22 protein-coding genes are annotated in these 18,215 nt (G+C 69.4%); 10 read left to right on the top strand and 12 right to left on the bottom strand.

The genetic code is table 11. The features are described 5' to 3' along the window. Positions 1-6 precede the first annotated feature (6 nt). The gene (locus tag ACIY1X_RS03270) at positions 7-831 is read left to right on the top strand and encodes a ZIP family metal transporter (protein ID WP_399678037.1); all 825 of its coding nucleotides are present in this window, start codon (positions 7-9) and stop codon (positions 829-831) included. 124 nt (positions 832-955) lie between these two features. Continuing rightward, the gene (locus ACIY1X_RS03275; protein ID WP_399677969.1) at positions 956-1,654 is read left to right on the top strand and encodes a DUF937 domain-containing protein; all 699 of its coding nucleotides are present in this window, start codon (positions 956-958) and stop codon (positions 1,652-1,654) included. A 60-nt stretch (positions 1,655-1,714) separates the two neighbouring features. On the opposite strand, the gene ACIY1X_RS03280 is transcribed toward ACIY1X_RS03275, so the two are convergent. Further along, positions 1,715-3,148 (bottom strand): aldehyde dehydrogenase family protein, encoded by a 1,434-nt coding sequence (locus ACIY1X_RS03280; protein ID WP_399677971.1) that lies wholly within the window; start codon positions 3,146-3,148, stop codon positions 1,715-1,717. Between the two features lie 136 nt (positions 3,149-3,284). Here ACIY1X_RS03280 and ACIY1X_RS03285 point away from each other — a divergent pair, with 136 nt between their 5' ends. The 3 genes from ACIY1X_RS03285 (at position 3,285) to ACIY1X_RS03295 (ending at position 4,570) form a co-directional block, all read left to right on the top strand. Further along, a complete protein-coding gene (locus tag ACIY1X_RS03285) occupies positions 3,285-3,650 on the top strand; it encodes a hypothetical protein (protein WP_399677973.1) in 366 nt (121 codons plus the stop codon). Beyond that, positions 3,637-3,870, top strand: a complete 234-nt coding sequence (locus ACIY1X_RS03290; RefSeq protein WP_399677975.1) for a hypothetical protein — start codon at positions 3,637-3,639, stop codon at positions 3,868-3,870. Before ACIY1X_RS03285 ends, ACIY1X_RS03290 begins: the two co-directional genes overlap by 14 nt. Before the next feature lie 121 nt (positions 3,871-3,991). Continuing rightward, positions 3,992-4,570, top strand: a complete 579-nt coding sequence (locus ACIY1X_RS03295) for a hypothetical protein (protein ID WP_051953994.1) — start codon at positions 3,992-3,994, stop codon at positions 4,568-4,570. Here the strand turns inward: ACIY1X_RS03295 and ACIY1X_RS03300 are convergent. Together ACIY1X_RS03300 and ACIY1X_RS03305 are read right to left on the bottom strand one after the other, a co-directional pair. Beyond that, entirely contained in the window at positions 4,563-4,952 is a 390-nt protein-coding gene (locus ACIY1X_RS03300; protein ID WP_399677977.1) for a nuclear transport factor 2 family protein, read from the bottom strand. The two genes, ACIY1X_RS03295 and ACIY1X_RS03300, sit on opposite strands and share 8 nt — an antisense overlap. Before the next feature lie 10 nt (positions 4,953-4,962). Beyond that, a complete protein-coding gene (locus ACIY1X_RS03305; RefSeq protein WP_399677979.1) occupies positions 4,963-7,092 on the bottom strand; it encodes a sodium-translocating pyrophosphatase in 2,130 nt (709 codons plus the stop codon). Positions 7,093-7,352: 260 nt separating this feature from the next. Between ACIY1X_RS03305 and ppa the strand changes: the two genes are divergently transcribed. Further along, complete coding sequence (gene ppa, locus ACIY1X_RS03310; protein ID WP_038215872.1) at positions 7,353-7,880, top strand: inorganic diphosphatase; 528 nt, start codon at positions 7,353-7,355, stop codon at positions 7,878-7,880. Between the two features lie 48 nt (positions 7,881-7,928). Here the strand turns inward: ppa and ACIY1X_RS03315 are convergent, their stop codons facing one another. The 3 genes from ACIY1X_RS03315 to ACIY1X_RS03325 are packed head-to-tail and all read right to left on the bottom strand — an operon-like array spanning position 7,929 to position 10,547. Beyond that, positions 7,929-8,315 (bottom strand): FHA domain-containing protein, encoded by a 387-nt coding sequence (locus tag ACIY1X_RS03315; RefSeq protein WP_399677981.1) that lies wholly within the window; start codon positions 8,313-8,315, stop codon positions 7,929-7,931. A 52-nt stretch (positions 8,316-8,367) separates the two neighbouring features. Next, positions 8,368-9,603 (bottom strand): GNAT family N-acetyltransferase, encoded by a 1,236-nt coding sequence (locus ACIY1X_RS03320; protein ID WP_399677983.1) that lies wholly within the window; start codon positions 9,601-9,603, stop codon positions 8,368-8,370. Beyond that, positions 9,603-10,547, bottom strand: coding sequence for a DMT family transporter (locus tag ACIY1X_RS03325; RefSeq protein ID WP_399677985.1), 945 nt, complete (start codon positions 10,545-10,547; stop codon positions 9,603-9,605). The genes ACIY1X_RS03320 and ACIY1X_RS03325 overlap by 1 nt, the downstream gene beginning before the upstream one ends. Positions 10,548-10,657: 110 nt before the next feature. Between ACIY1X_RS03325 and ACIY1X_RS03330 the strand changes: the two genes are divergently transcribed. Beyond that, positions 10,658-10,996 carry a P-II family nitrogen regulator gene (locus ACIY1X_RS03330; RefSeq protein ID WP_038215878.1) on the top strand — a complete coding sequence of 113 codons (339 nt, stop codon included), beginning with the start codon at positions 10,658-10,660 and terminating at the stop codon, positions 10,994-10,996. A 21-nt stretch (positions 10,997-11,017) separates the two neighbouring features. Here ACIY1X_RS03330 and ACIY1X_RS03335 read toward each other — a convergent pair whose 3' ends face one another. From ACIY1X_RS03335 to ACIY1X_RS03360, 6 genes are read right to left on the bottom strand one after another with little or no spacing between them, the layout of a single operon-like run. Continuing rightward, the gene (locus tag ACIY1X_RS03335; protein ID WP_245610836.1) at positions 11,018-11,647 is read right to left on the bottom strand and encodes a TIGR00730 family Rossman fold protein; all 630 of its coding nucleotides are present in this window, start codon (positions 11,645-11,647) and stop codon (positions 11,018-11,020) included. Positions 11,648-11,661: 14 nt separating this feature from the next. After that, the gene (locus tag ACIY1X_RS03340) at positions 11,662-12,072 is read right to left on the bottom strand and encodes a diacylglycerol kinase (RefSeq protein ID WP_038215884.1); all 411 of its coding nucleotides are present in this window, start codon (positions 12,070-12,072) and stop codon (positions 11,662-11,664) included. Further along, positions 12,069-12,647, bottom strand: coding sequence for an RDD family protein (locus tag ACIY1X_RS03345; RefSeq protein WP_399677986.1), 579 nt, complete (start codon positions 12,645-12,647; stop codon positions 12,069-12,071). The genes ACIY1X_RS03340 and ACIY1X_RS03345 overlap by 4 nt, the downstream gene beginning before the upstream one ends. 30 nt (positions 12,648-12,677) lie before the next feature. Then, positions 12,678-13,319, bottom strand: a complete 642-nt coding sequence (locus ACIY1X_RS03350; protein WP_399677987.1) for a DUF3106 domain-containing protein — start codon at positions 13,317-13,319, stop codon at positions 12,678-12,680. Between the two features lie 15 nt (positions 13,320-13,334). After that, positions 13,335-13,763, bottom strand: a complete 429-nt coding sequence (locus ACIY1X_RS03355) for a DUF3619 family protein (RefSeq protein WP_399677989.1) — start codon at positions 13,761-13,763, stop codon at positions 13,335-13,337. After that, positions 13,760-14,332, bottom strand: a complete 573-nt coding sequence (locus ACIY1X_RS03360) for an RNA polymerase sigma factor (RefSeq protein ID WP_399677991.1) — start codon at positions 14,330-14,332, stop codon at positions 13,760-13,762. Before ACIY1X_RS03360 ends, ACIY1X_RS03355 begins: the two co-directional genes overlap by 4 nt. A gap of 264 nt (positions 14,333-14,596) precedes the next feature. Here ACIY1X_RS03360 and ACIY1X_RS03365 point away from each other — a divergent pair, with 264 nt between their 5' ends. The 3 genes from ACIY1X_RS03365 to ilvC all read left to right on the top strand — a co-directional run bounded on the left by ACIY1X_RS03365 (position 14,597) and on the right by ilvC (position 18,114). Next, positions 14,597-16,372 (top strand): acetolactate synthase 3 catalytic subunit, encoded by a 1,776-nt coding sequence (locus tag ACIY1X_RS03365; RefSeq protein ID WP_399677992.1) that lies wholly within the window; start codon positions 14,597-14,599, stop codon positions 16,370-16,372. A 116-nt stretch (positions 16,373-16,488) separates the two neighbouring features. Beyond that, positions 16,489-16,980 (top strand): acetolactate synthase small subunit, encoded by a 492-nt coding sequence (gene ilvN, locus ACIY1X_RS03370; protein ID WP_038215896.1) that lies wholly within the window; start codon positions 16,489-16,491, stop codon positions 16,978-16,980. A 117-nt stretch (positions 16,981-17,097) separates the two neighbouring features. After that, on the top strand, positions 17,098-18,114 hold the full coding sequence (ilvC, locus tag ACIY1X_RS03375) for a ketol-acid reductoisomerase (protein ID WP_038215898.1): 1,017 nt from the start codon (positions 17,098-17,100) through the stop codon (positions 18,112-18,114). Positions 18,115-18,215 lie beyond the last annotated feature (101 nt).

Genomic DNA, 18,215 nt, shown 5'->3' on the forward strand with positions numbered 1-18,215 from the left:
GGCGCGCTGGTGCTGGCGGCGGAGTTCTGGCGCTTCGTCACGGCGCGCCCGGTGGTCTGGGATGCCCTGGTGGGCGGCTCGGCGGCCGCGCTGGCGACGGCCCTGGGCACGCTGCCGGTCATGTTCTCGCAGCGGCTGTCGGAGCGCGTGCAGGACACGCTGTTCGGCTTCGGCGCCGGTGTGATGCTGGCCGCCTGCGCCTTCTCGCTCATCATCCCGGGCCTGGAGGCGGCGCGTGCGCGGGGCATGGGCAGTGCATGGGCCGCCGGCGGCGTGATCGGCGCGTCCATCCTGATGGGCGGCGCGGCGCTGATGCTGATGGACAGGCTGCTGCCGCACGAACACTTCATCAAGGGCCGCGAGGGCATGGACGGGCAGGCGGTGCGCAAGCTGCGGCGCACCTGGCTGTTCGTCATCGCCATCGCGCTGCACAACCTGCCCGAGGGGCTGGCGATCGGCGTCGGCTACGCCGGCAACGACGGCCTGCGCGCCAACGCGCTGGCCACCGGCATCGCCATCCAGGACGTGCCGGAGGGCCTGGTGGTCGCGGTGGCGCTGCTGGCGGCCGGCTATCCGCGCGCGCTGGCGGTGGCGCTGGGCATGGCCTCGGGCCTGGTGGAGCCGCTGGGCGCGGTGCTCGGCGCGGCCGTCATCGGCTGGTCGGCCGCGCTGCTGCCCTGGGGGCTGGGCTTCGCGGCCGGTGCGATGCTGTTCGTCATCAGCCACGAGATCATCCCCGAGTCGCACCGCAAGGGGCACGAGGCCTTCGCCACCAGTGGGCTGATGCTGGGATTCGTGCTGATGATGCTGCTGGACACGGCGCTGGGTTGAACGGCGCGGCAATCTGCGGCTTTTTCATCGCTTCGGCCGCAGGATTGGCCGGCGGCGGCCCTGGGCTGGCTACGATGGCCGCCCCGGGCCGCGCCGCGGCCCCGTTCGCCACCGGAGGATTGCCATGACCGCTTCCAACTCCCTCACCGAAGACCTCTTCAGCCAGCTGCTGCAAGGCGGCGCGCCCCAGCAGATCGCCGGCCAGATCGGCGCCAGCGCCGACCAGACGCGCGATGCCATCGGCGCCGCGCTGCCGATGCTGCTGGGCGCCCTGGGCCGCAACGCGCAAGAGCCGCAGGGCGCGGCCGACCTGTTCGGTGCGCTGCAGCGCGACCATGCCGGCGCGGGCAGCCTGGACCTGGGCAGCCTGTTGGGCGGCCTCATGGGCGGCGGTGCGGGCGCGGCGGGCGGCATGGGCGGGCTGGGCGACCTGCTAGGCAGCGTGCTGGGTGGCGGCGGCGGCGCGGCGGCCGGCCGTCAGCTCGACGGCGGCGGCATCCTGGGCCACATCTTCGGCGACGCCCAGCCCCGCGCCGAGAGCGGCCTGGGCCAGGCGACGGGCCTGGGCGCCGGCCAGGCCGGCCAGCTGCTGAAGATCCTGGCGCCCATCGTCATGGCCTTCCTGGCGAACCGGGCGAATTCCGGCGGCATGGATGCCGGCAGCCTGGGCGGCATGCTGGGTCAGGAATCCAGCCGCATCCAGAACCAGGGCGGCCTCGGCGGCGGCCTGCTGGGCGCCGTGCTGGACCAGAACGGCGACGGCCAGCTCGATCTGGGCGACCTGCTCAAGATCGGCGGCAGCCTGCTGGGCGGGCGGCGCTGATCACCGCCGCACCCAAGACAACGGCGCCCTCGGGCGCCGTTTTTCGTTGCCTGAGCGGCCTCAGCCGTGCCGCACCGCCACCGTCTTGAGTGTGGTGAAGCCGTACAGCGCTTCGAAGCCCTTCTCGCGCCCGTAGCCGGAGGACTTGACGCCGCCGAAGGGCAGTTCCACCCCGCCGCCGGCGCCGTAGTTGTTGATGAAGACCTGGCCGCTTCGCACCCGCTTGGCCATGCGGAACTGGCGCCCGCCGTCCTGCGTCCAGACGCCGGCCACCAGGCCGAACTGGGTGGCGTTGGCCAGCTCGACCGCTTCGTCCTCGCCCTGGAAGCTCATCGCGGCCAGCACCGGACCGAAGACTTCCTCCTGCGCCAAGCGGTGCTTGACGGGCACGTCGCGCAGCAGGGTGGGGGCCTGGTAGAAGCCGGTCTCGGGCGCTTCGTCGACGACCTGGCCCTGCGCCACCACCGGGATGTCGGCCGCGTGAGCATCCGAGAGGAAATCCCACACCCGCTGCTGCTGGCTCTGGCGGATCAGCGGCCCCACGTCCAGATCCATCGCCGCCGGGCCCACGCGCAGCGCCTCGAAGGCCTTGGCCAGGCGCTCCAGCATCAGTTCGTAGATCTCGCGCTCGATCAGCACCCGCGAACCGGCCGAGCAGGTCTGGCCCGCGTTCTGCACGATGGCGTTGATCACCACCGGCAGCGCGGCACCCAGGTCGGCGTCGGCGAAGATGATCTGCGGGCTCTTGCCGCCCAGCTCCAGCGTCACCGGGCAGTGCCGCTCGGCCGCCACCTGCTGGATCAGCGTGCCCACCTTCGGGCTGCCGGTGAAGCTGATGTGGTCGATGCCCGGGTGCCGCGCCAGCGCGTCGCCCACCTCATGGCCGTAGCCCGTCACGATGTTGATGGCGCCGGGCGGGAAGCCCGCCTCGGCCGCCAGCTGCGCCACGCGGATCAGCGAAAGGCACGCGTCCTCGGCCGGCTTCACGACGCAGCAGTTGCCCGCGGCCAGCGCCCCGCCCACGCTGCGGCCGAAGATCTGCATCGGGTAGTTCCAGGGAATGATGTGCCCCGTCGCGCCGTGCGGCTCGCGCCAGGTGAAGACGCTGTAGCCCTCCTGGTAGGGGATCGTCTCGCCGTGCAGCTTGTCGCAGGCGCCGGCGTAGAACTCGAAGTAGCGCACCAGCGCCAGCGCGTCGGCGCGGGCCTGCTTGGTCGGTTTGCCGCAGTCGCGCTGCTCCAGCGCCGTCAGCTCGTCCGCATGCTCGGCCACCTTGCGCGACAGGGCGTACAGCAGGCGGCCGCGCTCGGCGGCGCTGAGTCGGCTCCAGGGCCCTTCGAAACATTCGCGCGCGGCCTGGACGGCGGCGTCGATGTCCGCCGCATTGCTGCGCTGCAGCTCGTCGAAGGGCTGGCCGTCGGAGGGGTCGAGCACGGGCAGGGTGCGGCCCGAAGCCGAGGGAACGTTCGTGTTGGCGATGTAGTTGAGCTGCATGGGGCCGGATTGTGCGGGAGGGCCGGCCGGCCTGCCGGCGCGGCCGGCGGCGACAGACTCCCTCTTCCTGACGGGATTTTTTGCCGGGTCAAAGGCGGGTCTTGCAAAAAAGACCGAAAATCACCACATGCCGTGCATGAACGCCAATTCCACACCACGTGCCGGGCGCGACCTGGCCGTGACGGCGACCCTCGCACGGTTGCTCGAGCGGCTGGAGCACAGCGTCCAACCCGTCGACCCGGTGCAGTATCGCTCCGTCGTGCTGCATCTGGTGCATGAGTTCGAGGACCTGCCCTCCGAAGAGCTCAAGCCTGTCCTGGACGCTTTTCCCGCCGCCTCCGAGCTCTACGAGAACCTTCATTACCAGCACGCCGGCCTGTGTCGTTCGGGCCTGGACAGCGCCATGGGCGCCGAACTCCAGGCGCGCCAGGCCATCGAGCGCGCCCGCGCGCAGGCGGCTGGACCCAACACGTCGAGGAAAGGGACCGATGTCCAGCACTGAAGTCAAGACCACCGTCAGCGAGGGCGGCCTGCGCTACAAGTCCAAGGCGCCGGGCTCGCCGTTCAAGGCCTCGTCCTCGTTCAGCGGTGCCACCATGTCCTGCTTCCTGTGCGGCAAGCACCGCCCGCGCTCGCTGATGCAGACCAAGCGCGTGCTGGGCAAGGCCCAGCCGGTGTGCGCACCCTCCTGCAAGGAACTGGACGATCAGCTCAAGGGCTGAGAGCGCCCGCCCCCGTCGGGGGAGTGAGAACTATTGGCTGTCTACCCGTCGGTAGGCAAGTTGGCTACAGTTGGAAACAAAGAGGTGCCCATGGTGCCACAGTGTTTTCCAAGGTGATTCAGTGGCCAAGACACGCCAGGTGATCATGCAGGTCCTCACCCGCTCGGGTGAGGAATGGAACCATGTCGAGTTCACGCTCGACGACCACTTCGCCGAGCGCCTGCGCCAGCTGCGCACGCTGGTGCCGCCGCTCAACAACCTCAATCGCAACCGCGACCTGGTCATCGACAAGGTGCGCGTGCGGCTGCCTTCGGCGGTCTGGCGCTGCGGCGGGCCGGGCGAAGGGGCCACCGAGGTCGACGGCTCGTCGATCGTCGTCGCTGCGGAGGGCTTCTTCAACTGCGGCGGCAAGAAGCGCAGCAGCCGCGAGAAGCTGGTGACCTACACCTTCCCGATCGCGCGCCTGATCGAGCTGCACCTGGAGCGGCCCGACGGCGAGGCCTTCTTCCTGCGCAACGGCCTGTTCACCAACGACGAGCCGGCCCATTCTTCCGCCGGGCGCTGGGTGGCCTCGCTGCACGTGCCCGAGCAGGCGGCAGTTCCGGTCACGGATTTCGACACGATGCCCGGATCGCCCGTGCCGCTGGCGCACCCCCGGCGCTCGGAGGACGGACCCGCGCCGGTACGCGTGCTCAACTGAGCGTCGGCGCGGCGGGGCCAGGCCGCATCTGGGCCGGGTCGTAGAAGAACTCCTCCTGCGCGATGCGGTCGCCTTCCCAGCGCTGCCAGGCCAGTTCCTCCAGCCGCGTGCGGCGGCCGTCCCTGCCGGTGAACTCGAACACCCAGCGCGCCACCACGTGGTCGCCCTGGACGAACACCGGCCGCACACAGGTGGTCTCGACGCGGGCCGTGCGGTCGAGCACGGCCCGTTCGTGGGCCATCAGCACTTCGCGCCCGCGCCGGGGCTCGGCCTGGTTCTCGCGCATGGAGGCATCCGCGGCATAGAAGTCCTCGATCGCCTTCACGTGGTCGCCGCCTTCGACGGCGGCGATGAAGGCCTCCACGCGTTCGATGCTCGGCACGGCGTCCGGCTCACTTCCCCGTGCCGGCGGCCGGGGCGACGGCCGCCGCCGGGACCGCGGCAGGCGGATGCGTCATGGCGGCGGCATCGCCGGCATGGAACTTCACCACCAGCGGCACGATGAGCAGCGCCACGATGTTGATGATCTTGATCAGCGGGTTCACCGCCGGGCCGGCGGTGTCCTTGTAGGGATCGCCCACCGTGTCGCCGGTGACGGCGGCCTTGTGCGTCTCGCTGCCCTTGCCGCCGAAGTGGCCGTCCTCGATGTACTTCTTGGCGTTGTCCCAGGCGCCGCCGCCGGTGCACATGCTGATGGCGACGAACAGGCCGGTGACGATGGTGCCCATCAGCAGGCCGCCCAGCGCCTTCGGCCCGAGCACCAGGCCGACGACGATCGGCACCAGCACCGGCAGCAGCGAGGGGATCATCATCTCCTTGATGGCCGCGCCGGTGAGCATGCCCACCGCCTTGCCGTATTCGGGCTTGCCGGTGCCTTCCATGATGCCCTTGATCTCGCGGAACTGGCGCCGCACTTCCTCCACCACGCTGCCGGCGGCGCGGCCCACGGCCTCCATCGCCATGGCGCCGAAGAGGTAGGGGATCAGGCCGCCGATGAACAGGCCCACGATCACCATCGGGTCCGACAGATTGAAGTCGATCGCCTGGCCGTAGGTCTCCAGCTTGTGCGTGTAGTCGGCGAACAGCACCAGCGCCGCCAGGCCGGCCGAGCCGATGGCGTAGCCCTTGGTCACGGCCTTGGTGGTGTTGCCCACGGCGTCCAGCGGGTCGGTGATGTCGCGCACGGAGGAGGGCAGTTCGCTCATCTCGGCGATGCCGCCGGCGTTGTCGGTGATGGGGCCGTAGGCGTCCAGCGCGACCACGATGCCGGCCATGGACAGCATGGCCGTGGCGGCGACCGCGATGCCGTACAGGCCCGCGAGCGCGTACGACGCGATGATGGCGATGCACACGAAGATCACCGGCCAGGCGGTGGAGCGCATCGACACGCCCAGGCCCGCGATGATGTTGGTGCCGTGCCCGGTGGTGGAGGCCTGCGCCACGTGCTGCACCGGCTTGTACTGCGTGCCGGTGTAGTACTCGGTGATCCACACCAGCGCGGCGGTGAGCGCCAGGCCGACGAAGCAGGCGCCGAACAGGCGCATCTGGCTGCCGGTCTCGCGCACCGCGTTGTCGGGCACCAGCCACGCCGTCACGAACCAGAAGGCGATCAGCGACAGGATGCCCGCGATCGCCAGGCCCTTGTACAGCGCCGGCATCACGTTCTTCATGCCCGGCGAGGCCTTGACGAAGAAGCAGCCGATGATCGACGCGATGATCGACACGCCGCCCAGCGCCAGCGGGTAGAGCACGGCGTTGACCGGCGCCGCCGTCACCATCAGCGCGCCCAGCACCATGGTGGCGATCAGCGTGACGGCGTAGGTCTCGAACAGGTCGGCCGCCATGCCGGCGCAGTCGCCCACGTTGTCGCCCACGTTGTCGGCGATCACGGCGGGGTTGCGCGGGTCGTCCTCGGGGATGCCGGCCTCCACCTTGCCCACCAGGTCGGCGCCCACGTCGGCGCCCTTGGTGAAGATGCCGCCGCCCAGCCGCGCGAAGATGGAGATCAGCGAGGAGCCGAAGGCGAAGCCGATCAGCGGATTGAGCGCCTGCGAGCTCGTGGCGGCGGTGCCGCCCAGGAACCAGTAGAAGCCCGCCACGCCCAGCAGCCCCAGGCCCACCACCAGCATGCCGGTGATGGCGCCGCCGCGGAAGGCGACGTCCAGCGCCGGCCCGATGCCCTGCGTGGCCGCCTGCGCCGTGCGCACGTTGGCGCGCACCGAGACATTCATGCCGATGAAGCCGCAGGCGCCCGAGAGCACCGCGCCGACCACGAAGCCGATGGCCGTGGTCATGTCCAGGAACAGCCCGATCAGCACCGCCAGCACGATGCCGACGACGGCGATGGTGGTGTACTGCTTGGCCAGGTACGCCGATGCGCCGGCCTGGATGGCGGCCGCGATCTCCTGCATGCGGGCGTTGCCCGCGTCTTTCGAAAGAATCCAGCTGCGCGCCCAGATGCCGTACGCCACGGCCACCAGGCCGCAGACGATGGCGAGGACGAGAGGGGTGTTGCCGGTCATGCCACGAATCTCCTCGGTTGTTTGCACACAAACAGAAGCGGAGACGCCAGCATCCAGCCCGGTGTGCAACGCGATGGGCCGATGCTGCCGCCGCGTTGCTTCCTCGAGCCCCTGTGCGCGGACAGGGTGCCGATTGGCCAACGCGACGAATTTACCGTCAAAACCGTGACATCGTGCGGGGGCCGTGTGGCACGGTCGCTAAACTCCGGGTTTGTCCCCATGCGGCCGCGGCCGTGCCTTCCCACCAAAGACAACACATCATGGCTTTCGACAAAGTCTCCCCCGGCAAGAAGCTCCCCGACGAATTCAACGTGGTCATCGAGATCCCGATGAACGCGGATCCGATCAAGTACGAAGTGGACAAGGAGTCCGGCGCGATCTTCGTGGACCGCTTCATGACCACCGCCATGTACTATCCGACCAACTACGGCTACGTGCCGCAGACGCTGTCAGGCGACGGCGACCCGGTGGACGTGCTGGTGATCACGCCGTACCCGCTGCATCCGGGCGTGGTGGTGACCTGCCGCGCGCTGGGCATCCTGAAGATGGAAGACGAGGCGGGCATCGACGGCAAGGTGCTGGCCGTGCCCACCGACAAGATCCTGCCGATCTACAGCCACTGGAAGAAGGTGGACGACGTGAACCCGATGCGCCTGAAGGCCATCAGCCACTTCTTCGAGCACTACAAGGACCTGGAAGCCGGCAAGTGGGTCAAGGTGCTCGGCTGGGAAGGCGTGGAGGCCGCCCACAAGGAGATCGCCGACGGCGTGGCCGCCTACAAGAAGTAGGAAGACCAAAGGAAAAGAGCGCCGAGGCGCTCTTTTTTCATGGCGGCCTCAGCCGCCGGGCCGGGACGCCGGCCTCTGCCGTTCCGGTTCGCTCAGCCTGCCGGGCGCGGCGACCAGGCGCAAGGCTTCCGCGGCGTCCAGTTCGCGGTCGCTGAAAAGGATGCGCAGCGTGCATTCGGCCACGCGCAACCGGTCGCCGTCCGCCAGCGCGCACTGCGTGATGCGCTTGCCGTTGACGAAGGTGCCGTTGTGGCTGTCGAGGTCGCTCAGGCGCAGGGTATCGCCTGCCTGCTGGATCAGCGCATGGCGGCGGCTGACCAGCGGGTCGTCGATCACCAGGTCGCAGCCCGGCATGCGGCCGATGCTGAACGGCAGGCCGTCCACCGGCACTTGCCGGGTGCTTCCGTCGGGCAGGAGGAGGATCAGGCGGGGCATGGCATGGGGCCGGAGCGGCATCCGATTGTGGTCCAGCCGATGCGCCCCTGCATCAGCCCTTGAAGGGGTTGCGCTCCTCCAGATGGGTCATGTAGTGCCCGATGCCGGCGTCTTCGCGCGCCAGGAAGCGCTCCACCGCCTCGGCGAAGGCCGGGTGTGCCAGCCAGTGGGCGCTGGTGGTGCGCACCGGCATCAGGGCGCGGGCCATCTTGTGCTCGCCCTGCGCGCCGCCCTCGAAGCGCCGCACGCCGTGCGCGATGCACCATTCGATGGGCTGGTAGTAGCACGCCTCGAAGTGCAGGCAGTCCACCCGCTCCAGCGCGCCCCAGTAGCGGCCATAGGCGACGGCAGGGCTGCCCTCGCGCTCCTCCAGCGCGATCAGGCTGGCGGCGATGCGGCGGCCTTCGCGCTCGGCGATGAACAGCAGCCAGGCCTCCGGCATCTGCGCCGCCTGGCGGCGGAAGAAGTCGCGCGTGAGGTAGGGCGGGTTGCCGTGCTCGCGGTAGGTGCGGGCGTAGCAGCGGTAGAAGAAGTCCCAGTCGGCTTCGCCGATGTCGGCGCCGCGTGCCCAGCGGAAGCCGACGCCGGCCTCGCGCACCTTGCGCCGCTCCTGGCGAATCTTCTTGCGCTTGTCGTGCGAGAGGGCGGCGAGGAAGGCGTCGAAGTGGGCATACCCCCCGCCGCCGCCGGGCCGTCCCAAGGCGGCGAGCGCCCCCTCGGGGGGCAGCGAACCCAGCGAAGCGGGGAGCGTGGGGGCCACATTGTTCCAATGGAACTGCACGGTGTGGCGCAGCATCAGGCCGGCCGCCTGGCAGGCGGCGATGTCCTCGTCGTCGCCGAAGAGCAGGTGCAGCGACGACAACTCCATCTGCCGGCACCACTGCACCAGGCCGTCGACCAGCAGCACGCGGTGCTCGGCGTCCACCGCCAGCAGCCGAGCGCCGGGCACGGGCGTGAACGGCACCGCGCACACGGCCTTGGGGTAGTAGGCCAGGCCATGCTCCTCGTAGGCGTTGGCCCAGGCCCAGTCGAAGACGTATTCGCCGTAGGAATGGCTCTTGACGTAGAGCGGGCAGGCGGCCTGCAGCGCCTGGCCGCGCCAGAGGGTGGCGAAGGCCGGCGCCCAGCCGGTGTCGGCCGTGGCGCTGCCGCTGGCATGCAGCGCGTCCAGGTAGGCGTGGCGCATGAACGGCGTGGGTTCGGCCTGGCGCGCCAGCAGCGCGTCCCACGCCGCGGCGTCGATCTGCGCCGGATCGGTGTGGATGCGCAGGACCGGCTCGGCGGCCATCAGGCGGCTCCGGTGCGACGCGCGCCCAGCCGCTCGGCGATCCAGATGCCGCCCAGCACCAGCGCCAGCGCGACCGCGTGGTAGAGCGCCAGCGGCTCGCCCAGGATCAGCACCGCCAGCAGCGGCCCGAACACCGGCGTCAGGTTCAGGAACACGCCCGCCCGCGCCGCGCCGATGAGGCTGACCGCCTGGATGAAGGTGATCTGCGAGACGAAGGAGGGGAACAGCCCGACGAACAGCATCAGCGCCCAGCCCTTGAGCGTCGGCATGAAGAAGTGGCCGGTGGCGATCTCGGCCGCCAGCAGCGGCAGCGAGGCCAGCGCCGCCACGCCCGCCACCGCGGCGAAGAAGACGATCGGCGGCACCGCCGGACGCCAGCGCAGGCCCAGCATGTAGCCGGCGTACAGCAGCGAGGCGATCACCATCCACACGTCGCCGATGTTGAAGGCCAGCCCGGCGAGCACCGCCCACTGCCCGCGCGAGGCGATCACCACGATGCCCGCCAGGGTGACCAGCACGCCCAGCGACTGCAGCGGCGTGACGCGCAGGCGCAGGAACAGCACCGCGCCGAGCAGCACCAGCACCGGGATGGTGCCCTGGATGATCGCGATGTTGATGGCGGTGGTGTGGTGCGCGGCGGCGTAGAAGAGGGCGTTGAAGGCCGTGAAGCCGCTCACGCCCATCACCGAGAGGTAGCGCCAGCGCGGCTTGAGCACGGGCCAATGCGCCGCCACCTGCCGCCGGGCGGTGAACCACAGCGCCACGCAGCAGATGCTCCAGCGCGCAGTGGTCAGCATCATGGGCGAGATCTCGCCCACCGCCAGCCGCGCGGCGACGGCGTTGCAGCCCCAGATGAGGGTGGTGAAAACGAGCAGGAGCCCGGCCTGCCCGTTGAACCAGTGCAGAAGCGGCCCGAACGGTGCCGTCGGTGTGGAGGAACGCATGGGCCGCCGAGCGTACCAGCGGCCCGCGCTGCGCGTCGGCCCGCGGGTTTTGGCGTTAACCTATCGCCAGTCTCCCTGCATCAACCGAACCGAGAAAGAGCCAGCCGCCCATGAAGCAGATCACCGCCATCGTCAAACCCTTCAAGCTCGACGACGTGCGCGAGGCGCTGGCCCAGGTCGGCGTCTCGGGCCTGACGGTCACCGAGGTCAAGGGCTTCGGCCGCCAGAAGGGCCACACGGAGCTGTACCGCGGCGCCGAGTACGTGGTCGACTTCCTGCCCAAGATGAAGATCGAGGTGGTGGTGTCGGATGCCGACGTCGACCGCTGCGTGGAGGCGATCGTCTCGGCCGCGCGCACCGGCAAGATCGGCGACGGCAAGATCTTCGTCACGAACGTGGAGCGCGTGGTGCGCATCCGCACGGGCGAGGAGGACGACGGCGCCATCTGACGCCCGCCCCGGCGGAGGGCATCAGACGACCTGCGCCAACTGGTCGCCGCGCGGGTGGGCGGCGGCCTCGGTGCGCAGGGCCTCCAGCAGCGCCTCGGGCTGGGTGCCGGTGCGCACCAGGTCCATCTGCCATTCGCCCATGAAGCCGGCACGCACGCTGCCGGCGAGGAAGGACAGCAGTCCTTCGTAGTAGCCCGCCACGTCGAGGATGCCGACGGGCTTGTCGTGGTAGCCCAACTGGCGCCAGGTCCAGATCTCGAACAGCTCCTCGAAGGTGCCGATGCCGCCTGGCAGGGCCAGGAAGGCGTCGGCGCGCTCGCCCATCATGGCCTTGCGTTCGTGCATGGTGTCGACCACGTGCAGCTCGTCGCACAGCGGGTTGGCCAGTTCGCGGTCCACCAGCGCCTTCGGGATGATGCCGACCACGCGGGCGCCCGCCGCGCGCGCGGCTTCGGCGACAGTGCCCATCAGGCCGGTGCGGCCGCCGCCGTAGACCAGCTGGCCGCGCTGGCGGCCGATCCAGGTCCCGACGGCGGTGGCTGCCGCGGCATAGGCCGTGTCGGCGCCGGCGCGCGAACCGCAATACACGCAGACCGAGAAGCGGGAAGAAGACGAAGAAGAGGAGGAGGTCATCGGAGATTCGGGAACCATGCGCGCCCCTTCGCTCAGGACGCGAGAAAGCGCTGCCACAGCGCCGCCAGCCAGATGCAGGCGGACAGCAGCGAGGCCAGGAACACTGCCGCGCTGCCCATGTCCTTGGCGCGCTTGGACAGGTCGTGCCATTCGGGGCCGATGCGGTCGATGGCCGCCTCCACCGCCGTGTTCAGCAGCTCCACGATCATCAGCAGCACCACGCTGCCGGCCAGCAGCGCCACCTCGGCCCAGTCGCGGCCCAGCCAGAAGGCCAGCGGCACCAGGACGACCGCCAGCAGCGCCTCCATGCGGAAGGCCGGCTCGCCCCAGCCGGCCCGCAGGCCGTTGAGCGAGTAGCCCGCGGCGTGCCACAGGCGGTTCAGGCCGCGCCGGGACTTCTGCGGGTTGACGACAGCCGGCTCGGTGGGCAGCGGGGTGCTCATCGGCGGGCTCCCTCGGTGGACACCAGCCGCGTACCGGCCCAGGCGTCGTGCCAGAACTGGCGCTGCGGGTGGAAGCGCGCCAGCAGCGCCCAGACGGCGATCCAGCCGATCAGCAGCACCGTCTGTTGCCCGGCCGACATCGGCACGCCCGAGGCCCAGATGCCGGCCAGCGGCGGCAGGAACCAGACCCACGAGAGCACGTAGCGCAGCAGCGCGCGCGGCTGCGTCAGCGGGCGGCCGTGGCGGTCGACGACGCGGATGTGCCAGGTCTTCATGGCCAGCGTCTGGCCGCGCGACCAGAACCAGGTGAAGTAGATGCCGATGACGACGAACAGGAAGGCCTGCTGGCCGTGGCGGTTCTGCAGGCCGTGCCGGGTCTGGGTGAGGGCGCTGAACAGGTAGTCCGCGACGAAGACCACGGCGAACATCAGCATGCCTTCGTACAGCCAGCAGGCCATCCGCCGCCACAGGCCGGGCGTCTTCAGGTCGGGTGCGGCGGGTGTGGTGCCGGTGGCGTCCGGGGCAGGTGGCGGTCGGGTGGTGGGGGAGTCTGGCGGCGAGGTGCGCGGAAGCATCCCCGCATTCTCGTGCACCGGCGGCGCCGGCTAGCGGGCGGGCCGGTCCGCTCCTCTGGCGGCGGGCGCCAGCAGGGGGCCCTGCACGGGCGGCGGCTCCAGCTGGATGCGCGGGGCGCTGCGGGGATCATGCAGGGCGTCGGCCGGCACCGGCGCCAGCTTGCGAGCAGGCACCGGACGCACCGGCATCGCGGTGGTGGCGGGCACGGCGGCGGCGCTGGCCGCCAGCCGGCGCCGCTCTTCCTCGCTGAGCGCCTGGTAGGCCTCCCACTTCGCCTTGCGCTCGTCCGGGGGGGCCAGCCGCCTGATTTCGGCGAAGTTCAGGCGCGCTCGCGCCCGCTGGCGTGGGCTGAGGGTGCTCCATTCGGTCATGCGGCTGTGCAGCGTGGCCTGCTCTTCCGCACTCATCCGCGAGAAGTTGCCCGACAGCGCCAGCCACTTGCGCTTATGGGCTTCGCCCAGGCTGTTCCAGAGCTTGGCGAGGGGGTGCAGGGCGGCCTGCTGGTCGGCTGTCAGCTCATGCCACAGCGGGCGAGCCGCGGCGCGGGCGGGCTTGGTGCCGCCTGCCTTGGCGGGGCCCGGGGAGGGCGGCCCGGCCAGCGCAGCCGTTCCCCCGCCGAAGGCGAGCAGGCATGCCGCCAGCACGGCGGCGCGCAGCGACGGGCGATGCATCCGCTGGGGCATCGATCAATGCGCGGCCGCGGCCTCGCGCAGGAGGTACTGCGCGAAGCCCGGATCGGTGTAGGCGGCGGGGGGCAGGTCGTCCGTGAGCAGGGCGGCATCCACATCGGCCATCTCGCTGGCGCGCTGTTCGTCCTGCCAAGCCGAGATGGCGACCAGCCCGACCAGCAGCGCGAGCAGGGGCAGCACCGTCGCCAGCCGGCTCAGCCAGTCGCCCCGCCCCAGCACGGCGGCCGTGCCGGAGCGGCCGGCCACCACGGCGGGTGTGTGCGCCTGCGCCGGCTTGCGCCGCGCCAGCGCCTGCATGCGCGCCGCGCGCAGGCGCTCCGCAACGTCGTGCGGCAGCGCGGCCTCGCCTGTGGACAGGCGGGCGGCGACGGCACGGCCGAAGCGCTCTTCCAGGGCGCCGGAAGAAGGGGTCGAAGTCGGGTTCATAGCTGGATTCCCTTGGCCTTGAGCGCCTTGCCCAGGGCATGGACGGCACGCGAGCAGTGCGTCTTGACGCTGCCTTCGGAGCAGCCCATGGCGGCAGCCGTCTCGGACACGTCCATGTCCTCCCAGTAACGCAGCAGAAAAGCCTCGCGTTGACGGGCGGGCAGGGCGGCGATCTCGGCCTCGATCGCGTAAAAGATCTGCGCGCGGCGGGTGCTGTCCTCGGCACTTTCCGTCTCGCGGGTGTCCACGGTGGCGGCGAGGCTTTCCAGCAGGTCGAAGTCGGCCGGCCCGTCGCCGTCCCCGCCGTCGAAGTCGCTGAGGTTGGAGAACAGCGCGCGCCGCGTCTTCTGGCGCCTGAACCAATCCAGCGTGCAGTTCGACAGGATGCGCTGGAACAGCAGGGGCAGTTCGGCAGGCGGCTTGTCGCCGTAGTGCTCGGCCAGCTTCATCATGCTGTCCTGCACGATGTCCAGCGCCGCTTCCTCGTCGCGCACGTGGTAGACGCAGCGCTTGAACGCCCGCTTCTCCACGCTCTTGAGGAAGTCGGAAAGTTCTTGTTCGGTGGCCAAGCGAAAGGGCGCGCGGGCGTGGGGAAGGAGGGGCGGGCACCGTCGGGGGCGGTGCCTCGGCGCGCGAATTATGGCACCCGGCCCCGGACTCGCCGGCAGCAGTGCCATAATGCAAGGCTTCGCTCAAATGGCAAACGGGTCACTGCCCGGCGGAACATCCTTGCCGCCCATGGTTTTGGCCTCAAGTCCCGACGCGGTCCCACAAGGGCTGGCAAGGGGCACCCAAGGTTTTTCGTTCCCGAAAACTCGAAAGGTTGATCTGACATGGAAATCTCCAAGGCCGAACTCGCCTCTGCCGCCGCGGCCACCGGCAGCCAGACACAGGAACTCATGGGCTCCGAGGTGCTGGTCAAGGCACTGCAGGCCGAAGGCGTCAAGTACATCTGGGGCTATCCCGGCGGCGCCGTCCTCTACATCTACGACGCGCTCTACAAGCAGGACACCATGCAGCACGTGCTGGTGCGCCACGAGCAGGCGGCGGTGCACGCGGCCGACGGCTACGCCCGCGCCACCGGCGACGTCGGCGTGGCGCTGGTCACCTCCGGCCCTGGCCTGACCAACGCGGTCACCGGCATCGCCACCGCCTACATGGATTCGATCCCGATGGTGATCATCGCCGGCCAGGTGCCCACGCCCGCCATCGGGCAGGACGCCTTCCAGGAGTGCGACACCGTGGGCATCACCCGCCCCATCGTCAAGCACAACTTCCTCGTCAAGGACGCGAAGGACATCGCGCTGACGATGAAGAAGGCCTTCCACATCGCGCGCACCGGCCGCCCCGGCCCGGTGGTGGTCGATATCCCCAAGGACGTCTCCTTCAAGAAGGTGGCCTACCACGGCTACCCCGAGAAGGTGGAGATGCGCTCGTACAACCCGGTGAAGAAGGGCCACGGCGGCCAGATCCGCAAGGCGCTGCAACTGCTGCTGGGCGCCAAGCGCCCCTACATCTACACCGGCGGCGGCGTGCTGCTGGGCAACGCCTGCAACGAGCTGCGCACGCTGGTGGACATGCTGGGCTACCCGGTCACCAACACGCTGATGGGCCTGGGCGCCTACCCGGCGAGCGACCGCAAGTTCCTCGGCATGCTGGGCATGCACGGCACCATCGAGGCCAACAACGCGATGCAGAACTGCGACGTGCTGCTGGCGGTGGGCGCGCGCTTCGACGACCGCGTGATCGGCAACCCGAAGCACTTCGCGCAGAACGAGCGCAAGATCATCCACGTCGACATCGACCCGTCCTCCATCTCCAAGCGGGTGAAGGTGGACATCCCGATCGTGGGCGACGTCAAGGACGTCCTGACCGAGCTGATCTCGATGGTGCGCGAGAGCAGCACCAAGCCCGACGCCGCCGCGCTGGCCGACTGGTGGAAGACCATCGAGGGATGGCGCAGCCGCGACTGCCTGAAGTACGACAGCAACAACAAGGAAGTCATCAAGCCGCAGAAGGTCGTCGAGACGCTGTGGAACATGACCAAGGACACCGAGACCTACATCTGCTCGGACGTCGGCCAGCACCAGATGTGGGCCGCGCAGTACTACCGCTTCGACGAGCCGCGCCGGTGGATCAACTCCGGCGGCCTGGGCACCATGGGCGTGGGCATCCCCTACGCGATGGGCATCAAGCTGGCCAAGCCGGAGGCCGAGGTGTTCACCATCACCGGCGAGGGCTCGGTGCAGATGTGCATCCAGGAGCTGTCCACCTGCCTGCAGTACAACACGCCGATCAAGATCGTCTCGCTGAACAACCGCTACCTGGGCATGGTGCGCCAGTGGCAGGAGATCGAGTACTCCGGCCGCTACAGCCACAGCTACATGGACGCGCTGCCCAACTTCGTGAAGCTGGCCGAGGCCTATGGCCACGTCGGCATGCTGATCGAACGGCCCGAGGACGTGGAGCCGGCGCTGCGCGAGGCGCGCAAGCTCAAGGACCGCACGGTGTTCATGGACTTCCGCACCGACCCCACCGAGAACGTCTTCCCGATGGTGCAGGCCGGCAAGGGCATCACCGAGATGCTGCTCGGCAGCGAGGATCTGTAAACGGACGACCAGCCGGCCTGCTGCGCAGGCACGGCTCCTTTTCGACGAATCTATTGCCCGCCGAGCCTGCGCATTACCGTGCGCAGGGGAGGGCGGCGAAAAGAGGAATCAAGCAAATGAAACACATCATCGCCGTGCTGCTGGAGAACGAACCCGGCGCACTGTCCCGCGTGGTGGGCCTGTTCTCGGCCCGCGGCTACAACATCGAATCGCTGACCGTCGCGCCGACCGAGGACGCGAGCCTGTCGCGGATGACCATCCAGACCACCGGCTCCGACGACATCATCGAGCAGATCACCAAGCACCTGAACCGCCTGATCGAGGTGGTGAAGGTGGTCGACCTGACCGAGGGCGCCTACACCGAGCGCGAGCTCATGATGGTGAAGGTACGCGCGGTGGGCAAGGAGCGCGAGGAGATGAAGCGCATGGTCGACATCTTCCGCGGCCGCATCATCGACGTCACCGACAAGAGCTACACCATCGAGCTCACCGGCGACCACGGCAAGAACGACGCCTTCCTCGACGCCATCGACCGCAGCGCCATCCTGGAGACGGTGCGCACCGGCCCGAGCGGCATCGGCCGCGGCGAGCGGATCCTGCGCGTCTGACGCTTCACTTTGCAGGCTCAGCTCTTCACCCGTTCGGGCTGAGCCTGTCGAAGCCCTGGCAGAGCCCTTCGACAGGCTCGGGGCGAACGGGCATTTGATTCATCACGGAGAACGAACATGAAGGTGTTTTACGACAAGGACTGCGACCTGAGCCTCATCAAGGGCAAGACCGTCGCCATCATCGGCTACGGCTCGCAGGGCCATGCGCACGCGCAGAACCTGAACGACAGCGGCGTGAAGGTCGTGGTCGGCCTGCGCAAGGGCGGCGCCTCCTGGCCGAAGGTCGAGAAGGCCGGCCTGAAGGTGGCCGAGGTGGCCGAGGCGGTGAAGCAGGCCGACGTCGTGATGATCCTGCTGCCCGACGAGCAGATCGCCAGCGTCTACAAGAACGACGTGGCGCCCAACATCAAGGAAGGCGCCTCGCTGGTCTTCGCGCACGGCTTCAACGTGCACTACGGCTTCGTGCAGCCGCGCGCCGACCTGGACGTGTGGATGGTCGCACCCAAGGCCCCCGGCCACACCGTGCGCAGCACCTACACGCAAGGCGGCGGCGTGCCCCACCTCGTGGCCGTGCACCAGGACAAGAGCGGCAAGGCGCGCGACCTGGCCCTGTCCTACGCCATGGCCAACGGCGGCGGCAAGGCCGGCATCATCGAGACCAACTTCCGCGAAGAGACCGAGACCGACCTGTTCGGCGAGCAGGCCGTGCTGTGCGGCGGCACCGTGGAGCTGATCAAGGCCGGCTTCGAGACGCTGGTGGAAGCCGGCTATGCGCCCGAGATGGCCTACTTCGAGTGCCTGCACGAGCTCAAGCTGATCGTGGACCTGATCTACGAAGGCGGCATCGCCAACATGAACTACTCGATCTCGAACAACGCCGAGTACGGCGAGTACGTGACCGGGCCGCGCATCGTGACCGACGAGACCAAGGCCACGATGAAGAAGGTGCTGCGCGACATCCAGACGGGCGAGTACGCCAAGAGCTTCGTGCTGGAGAATGCGGCCGGCGCCCCGACGCTGATCAGCCGCCGCCGCCTGAACGCCGAGCACCAGATCGAGGTGGTGGGCGAGAAGCTGCGCGCCATGATGCCCTGGATCAAGAAGAACAAGCTGGTCGACCAGACCCGCAACTGATCCGGGATTCCCGCCGAAACAAGGGCCACCGCGAAGGCGGTGGCCCTTTTTCGTTGACTACACTGCGTTTCCCCGCGTGCTGCGCGGGTGCCGGAGGCCGA

Source organism: Xenophilus sp., from assembly GCF_044462705.1.
In the GTDB taxonomy this organism is placed as follows: Bacteria; Pseudomonadota; Gammaproteobacteria; order Burkholderiales; family Burkholderiaceae_C; genus Xenophilus; species Xenophilus azovorans.

Bases quoted from the DNA above. Each gene is read 5' to 3' on its own strand.
- ACIY1X_RS03275 (WP_399677969.1), top strand. From the start codon at position 956: ATGACCGCTTCCAACTCCCTCACCGAAGACCTCTTCAGCCAGCTGCTG.
- ACIY1X_RS03280 (WP_399677971.1), bottom strand. From the start codon at position 3,148: ATGCAGCTCAACTACATCGCCAACACGAACGTTCCCTCGGCTTCGGGC.
- ACIY1X_RS03285 (WP_399677973.1), top strand. From the start codon at position 3,285: ATGAACGCCAATTCCACACCACGTGCCGGGCGCGACCTGGCCGTGACG.
- ACIY1X_RS03290 (WP_399677975.1), top strand. From the start codon at position 3,637: ATGTCCAGCACTGAAGTCAAGACCACCGTCAGCGAGGGCGGCCTGCGC.
- ACIY1X_RS03305 (WP_399677979.1), bottom strand. From the start codon at position 7,092: ATGACCGGCAACACCCCTCTCGTCCTCGCCATCGTCTGCGGCCTGGTG.
- ppa (WP_038215872.1), top strand. From the start codon at position 7,353: ATGGCTTTCGACAAAGTCTCCCCCGGCAAGAAGCTCCCCGACGAATTC.
- ACIY1X_RS03315 (WP_399677981.1), bottom strand. From the start codon at position 8,315: ATGCCCCGCCTGATCCTCCTCCTGCCCGACGGAAGCACCCGGCAAGTG.
- ACIY1X_RS03320 (WP_399677983.1), bottom strand. From the start codon at position 9,603: ATGGCCGCCGAGCCGGTCCTGCGCATCCACACCGATCCGGCGCAGATC.
- ACIY1X_RS03325 (WP_399677985.1), bottom strand. From the start codon at position 10,547: ATGCGTTCCTCCACACCGACGGCACCGTTCGGGCCGCTTCTGCACTGG.
- ACIY1X_RS03330 (WP_038215878.1), top strand. From the start codon at position 10,658: ATGAAGCAGATCACCGCCATCGTCAAACCCTTCAAGCTCGACGACGTG.
- ACIY1X_RS03335 (WP_245610836.1), bottom strand. From the start codon at position 11,647: ATGGTTCCCGAATCTCCGATGACCTCCTCCTCTTCTTCGTCTTCTTCC.
- ACIY1X_RS03340 (WP_038215884.1), bottom strand. From the start codon at position 12,072: ATGAGCACCCCGCTGCCCACCGAGCCGGCTGTCGTCAACCCGCAGAAG.
- ACIY1X_RS03345 (WP_399677986.1), bottom strand. From the start codon at position 12,647: ATGCTTCCGCGCACCTCGCCGCCAGACTCCCCCACCACCCGACCGCCA.
- ACIY1X_RS03350 (WP_399677987.1), bottom strand. From the start codon at position 13,319: ATGCATCGCCCGTCGCTGCGCGCCGCCGTGCTGGCGGCATGCCTGCTC.
- ACIY1X_RS03355 (WP_399677989.1), bottom strand. From the start codon at position 13,763: ATGAACCCGACTTCGACCCCTTCTTCCGGCGCCCTGGAAGAGCGCTTC.
- ACIY1X_RS03365 (WP_399677992.1), top strand. From the start codon at position 14,597: ATGGAAATCTCCAAGGCCGAACTCGCCTCTGCCGCCGCGGCCACCGGC.
- ilvN (WP_038215896.1), top strand. From the start codon at position 16,489: ATGAAACACATCATCGCCGTGCTGCTGGAGAACGAACCCGGCGCACTG.
- ilvC (WP_038215898.1), top strand. From the start codon at position 17,098: ATGAAGGTGTTTTACGACAAGGACTGCGACCTGAGCCTCATCAAGGGC.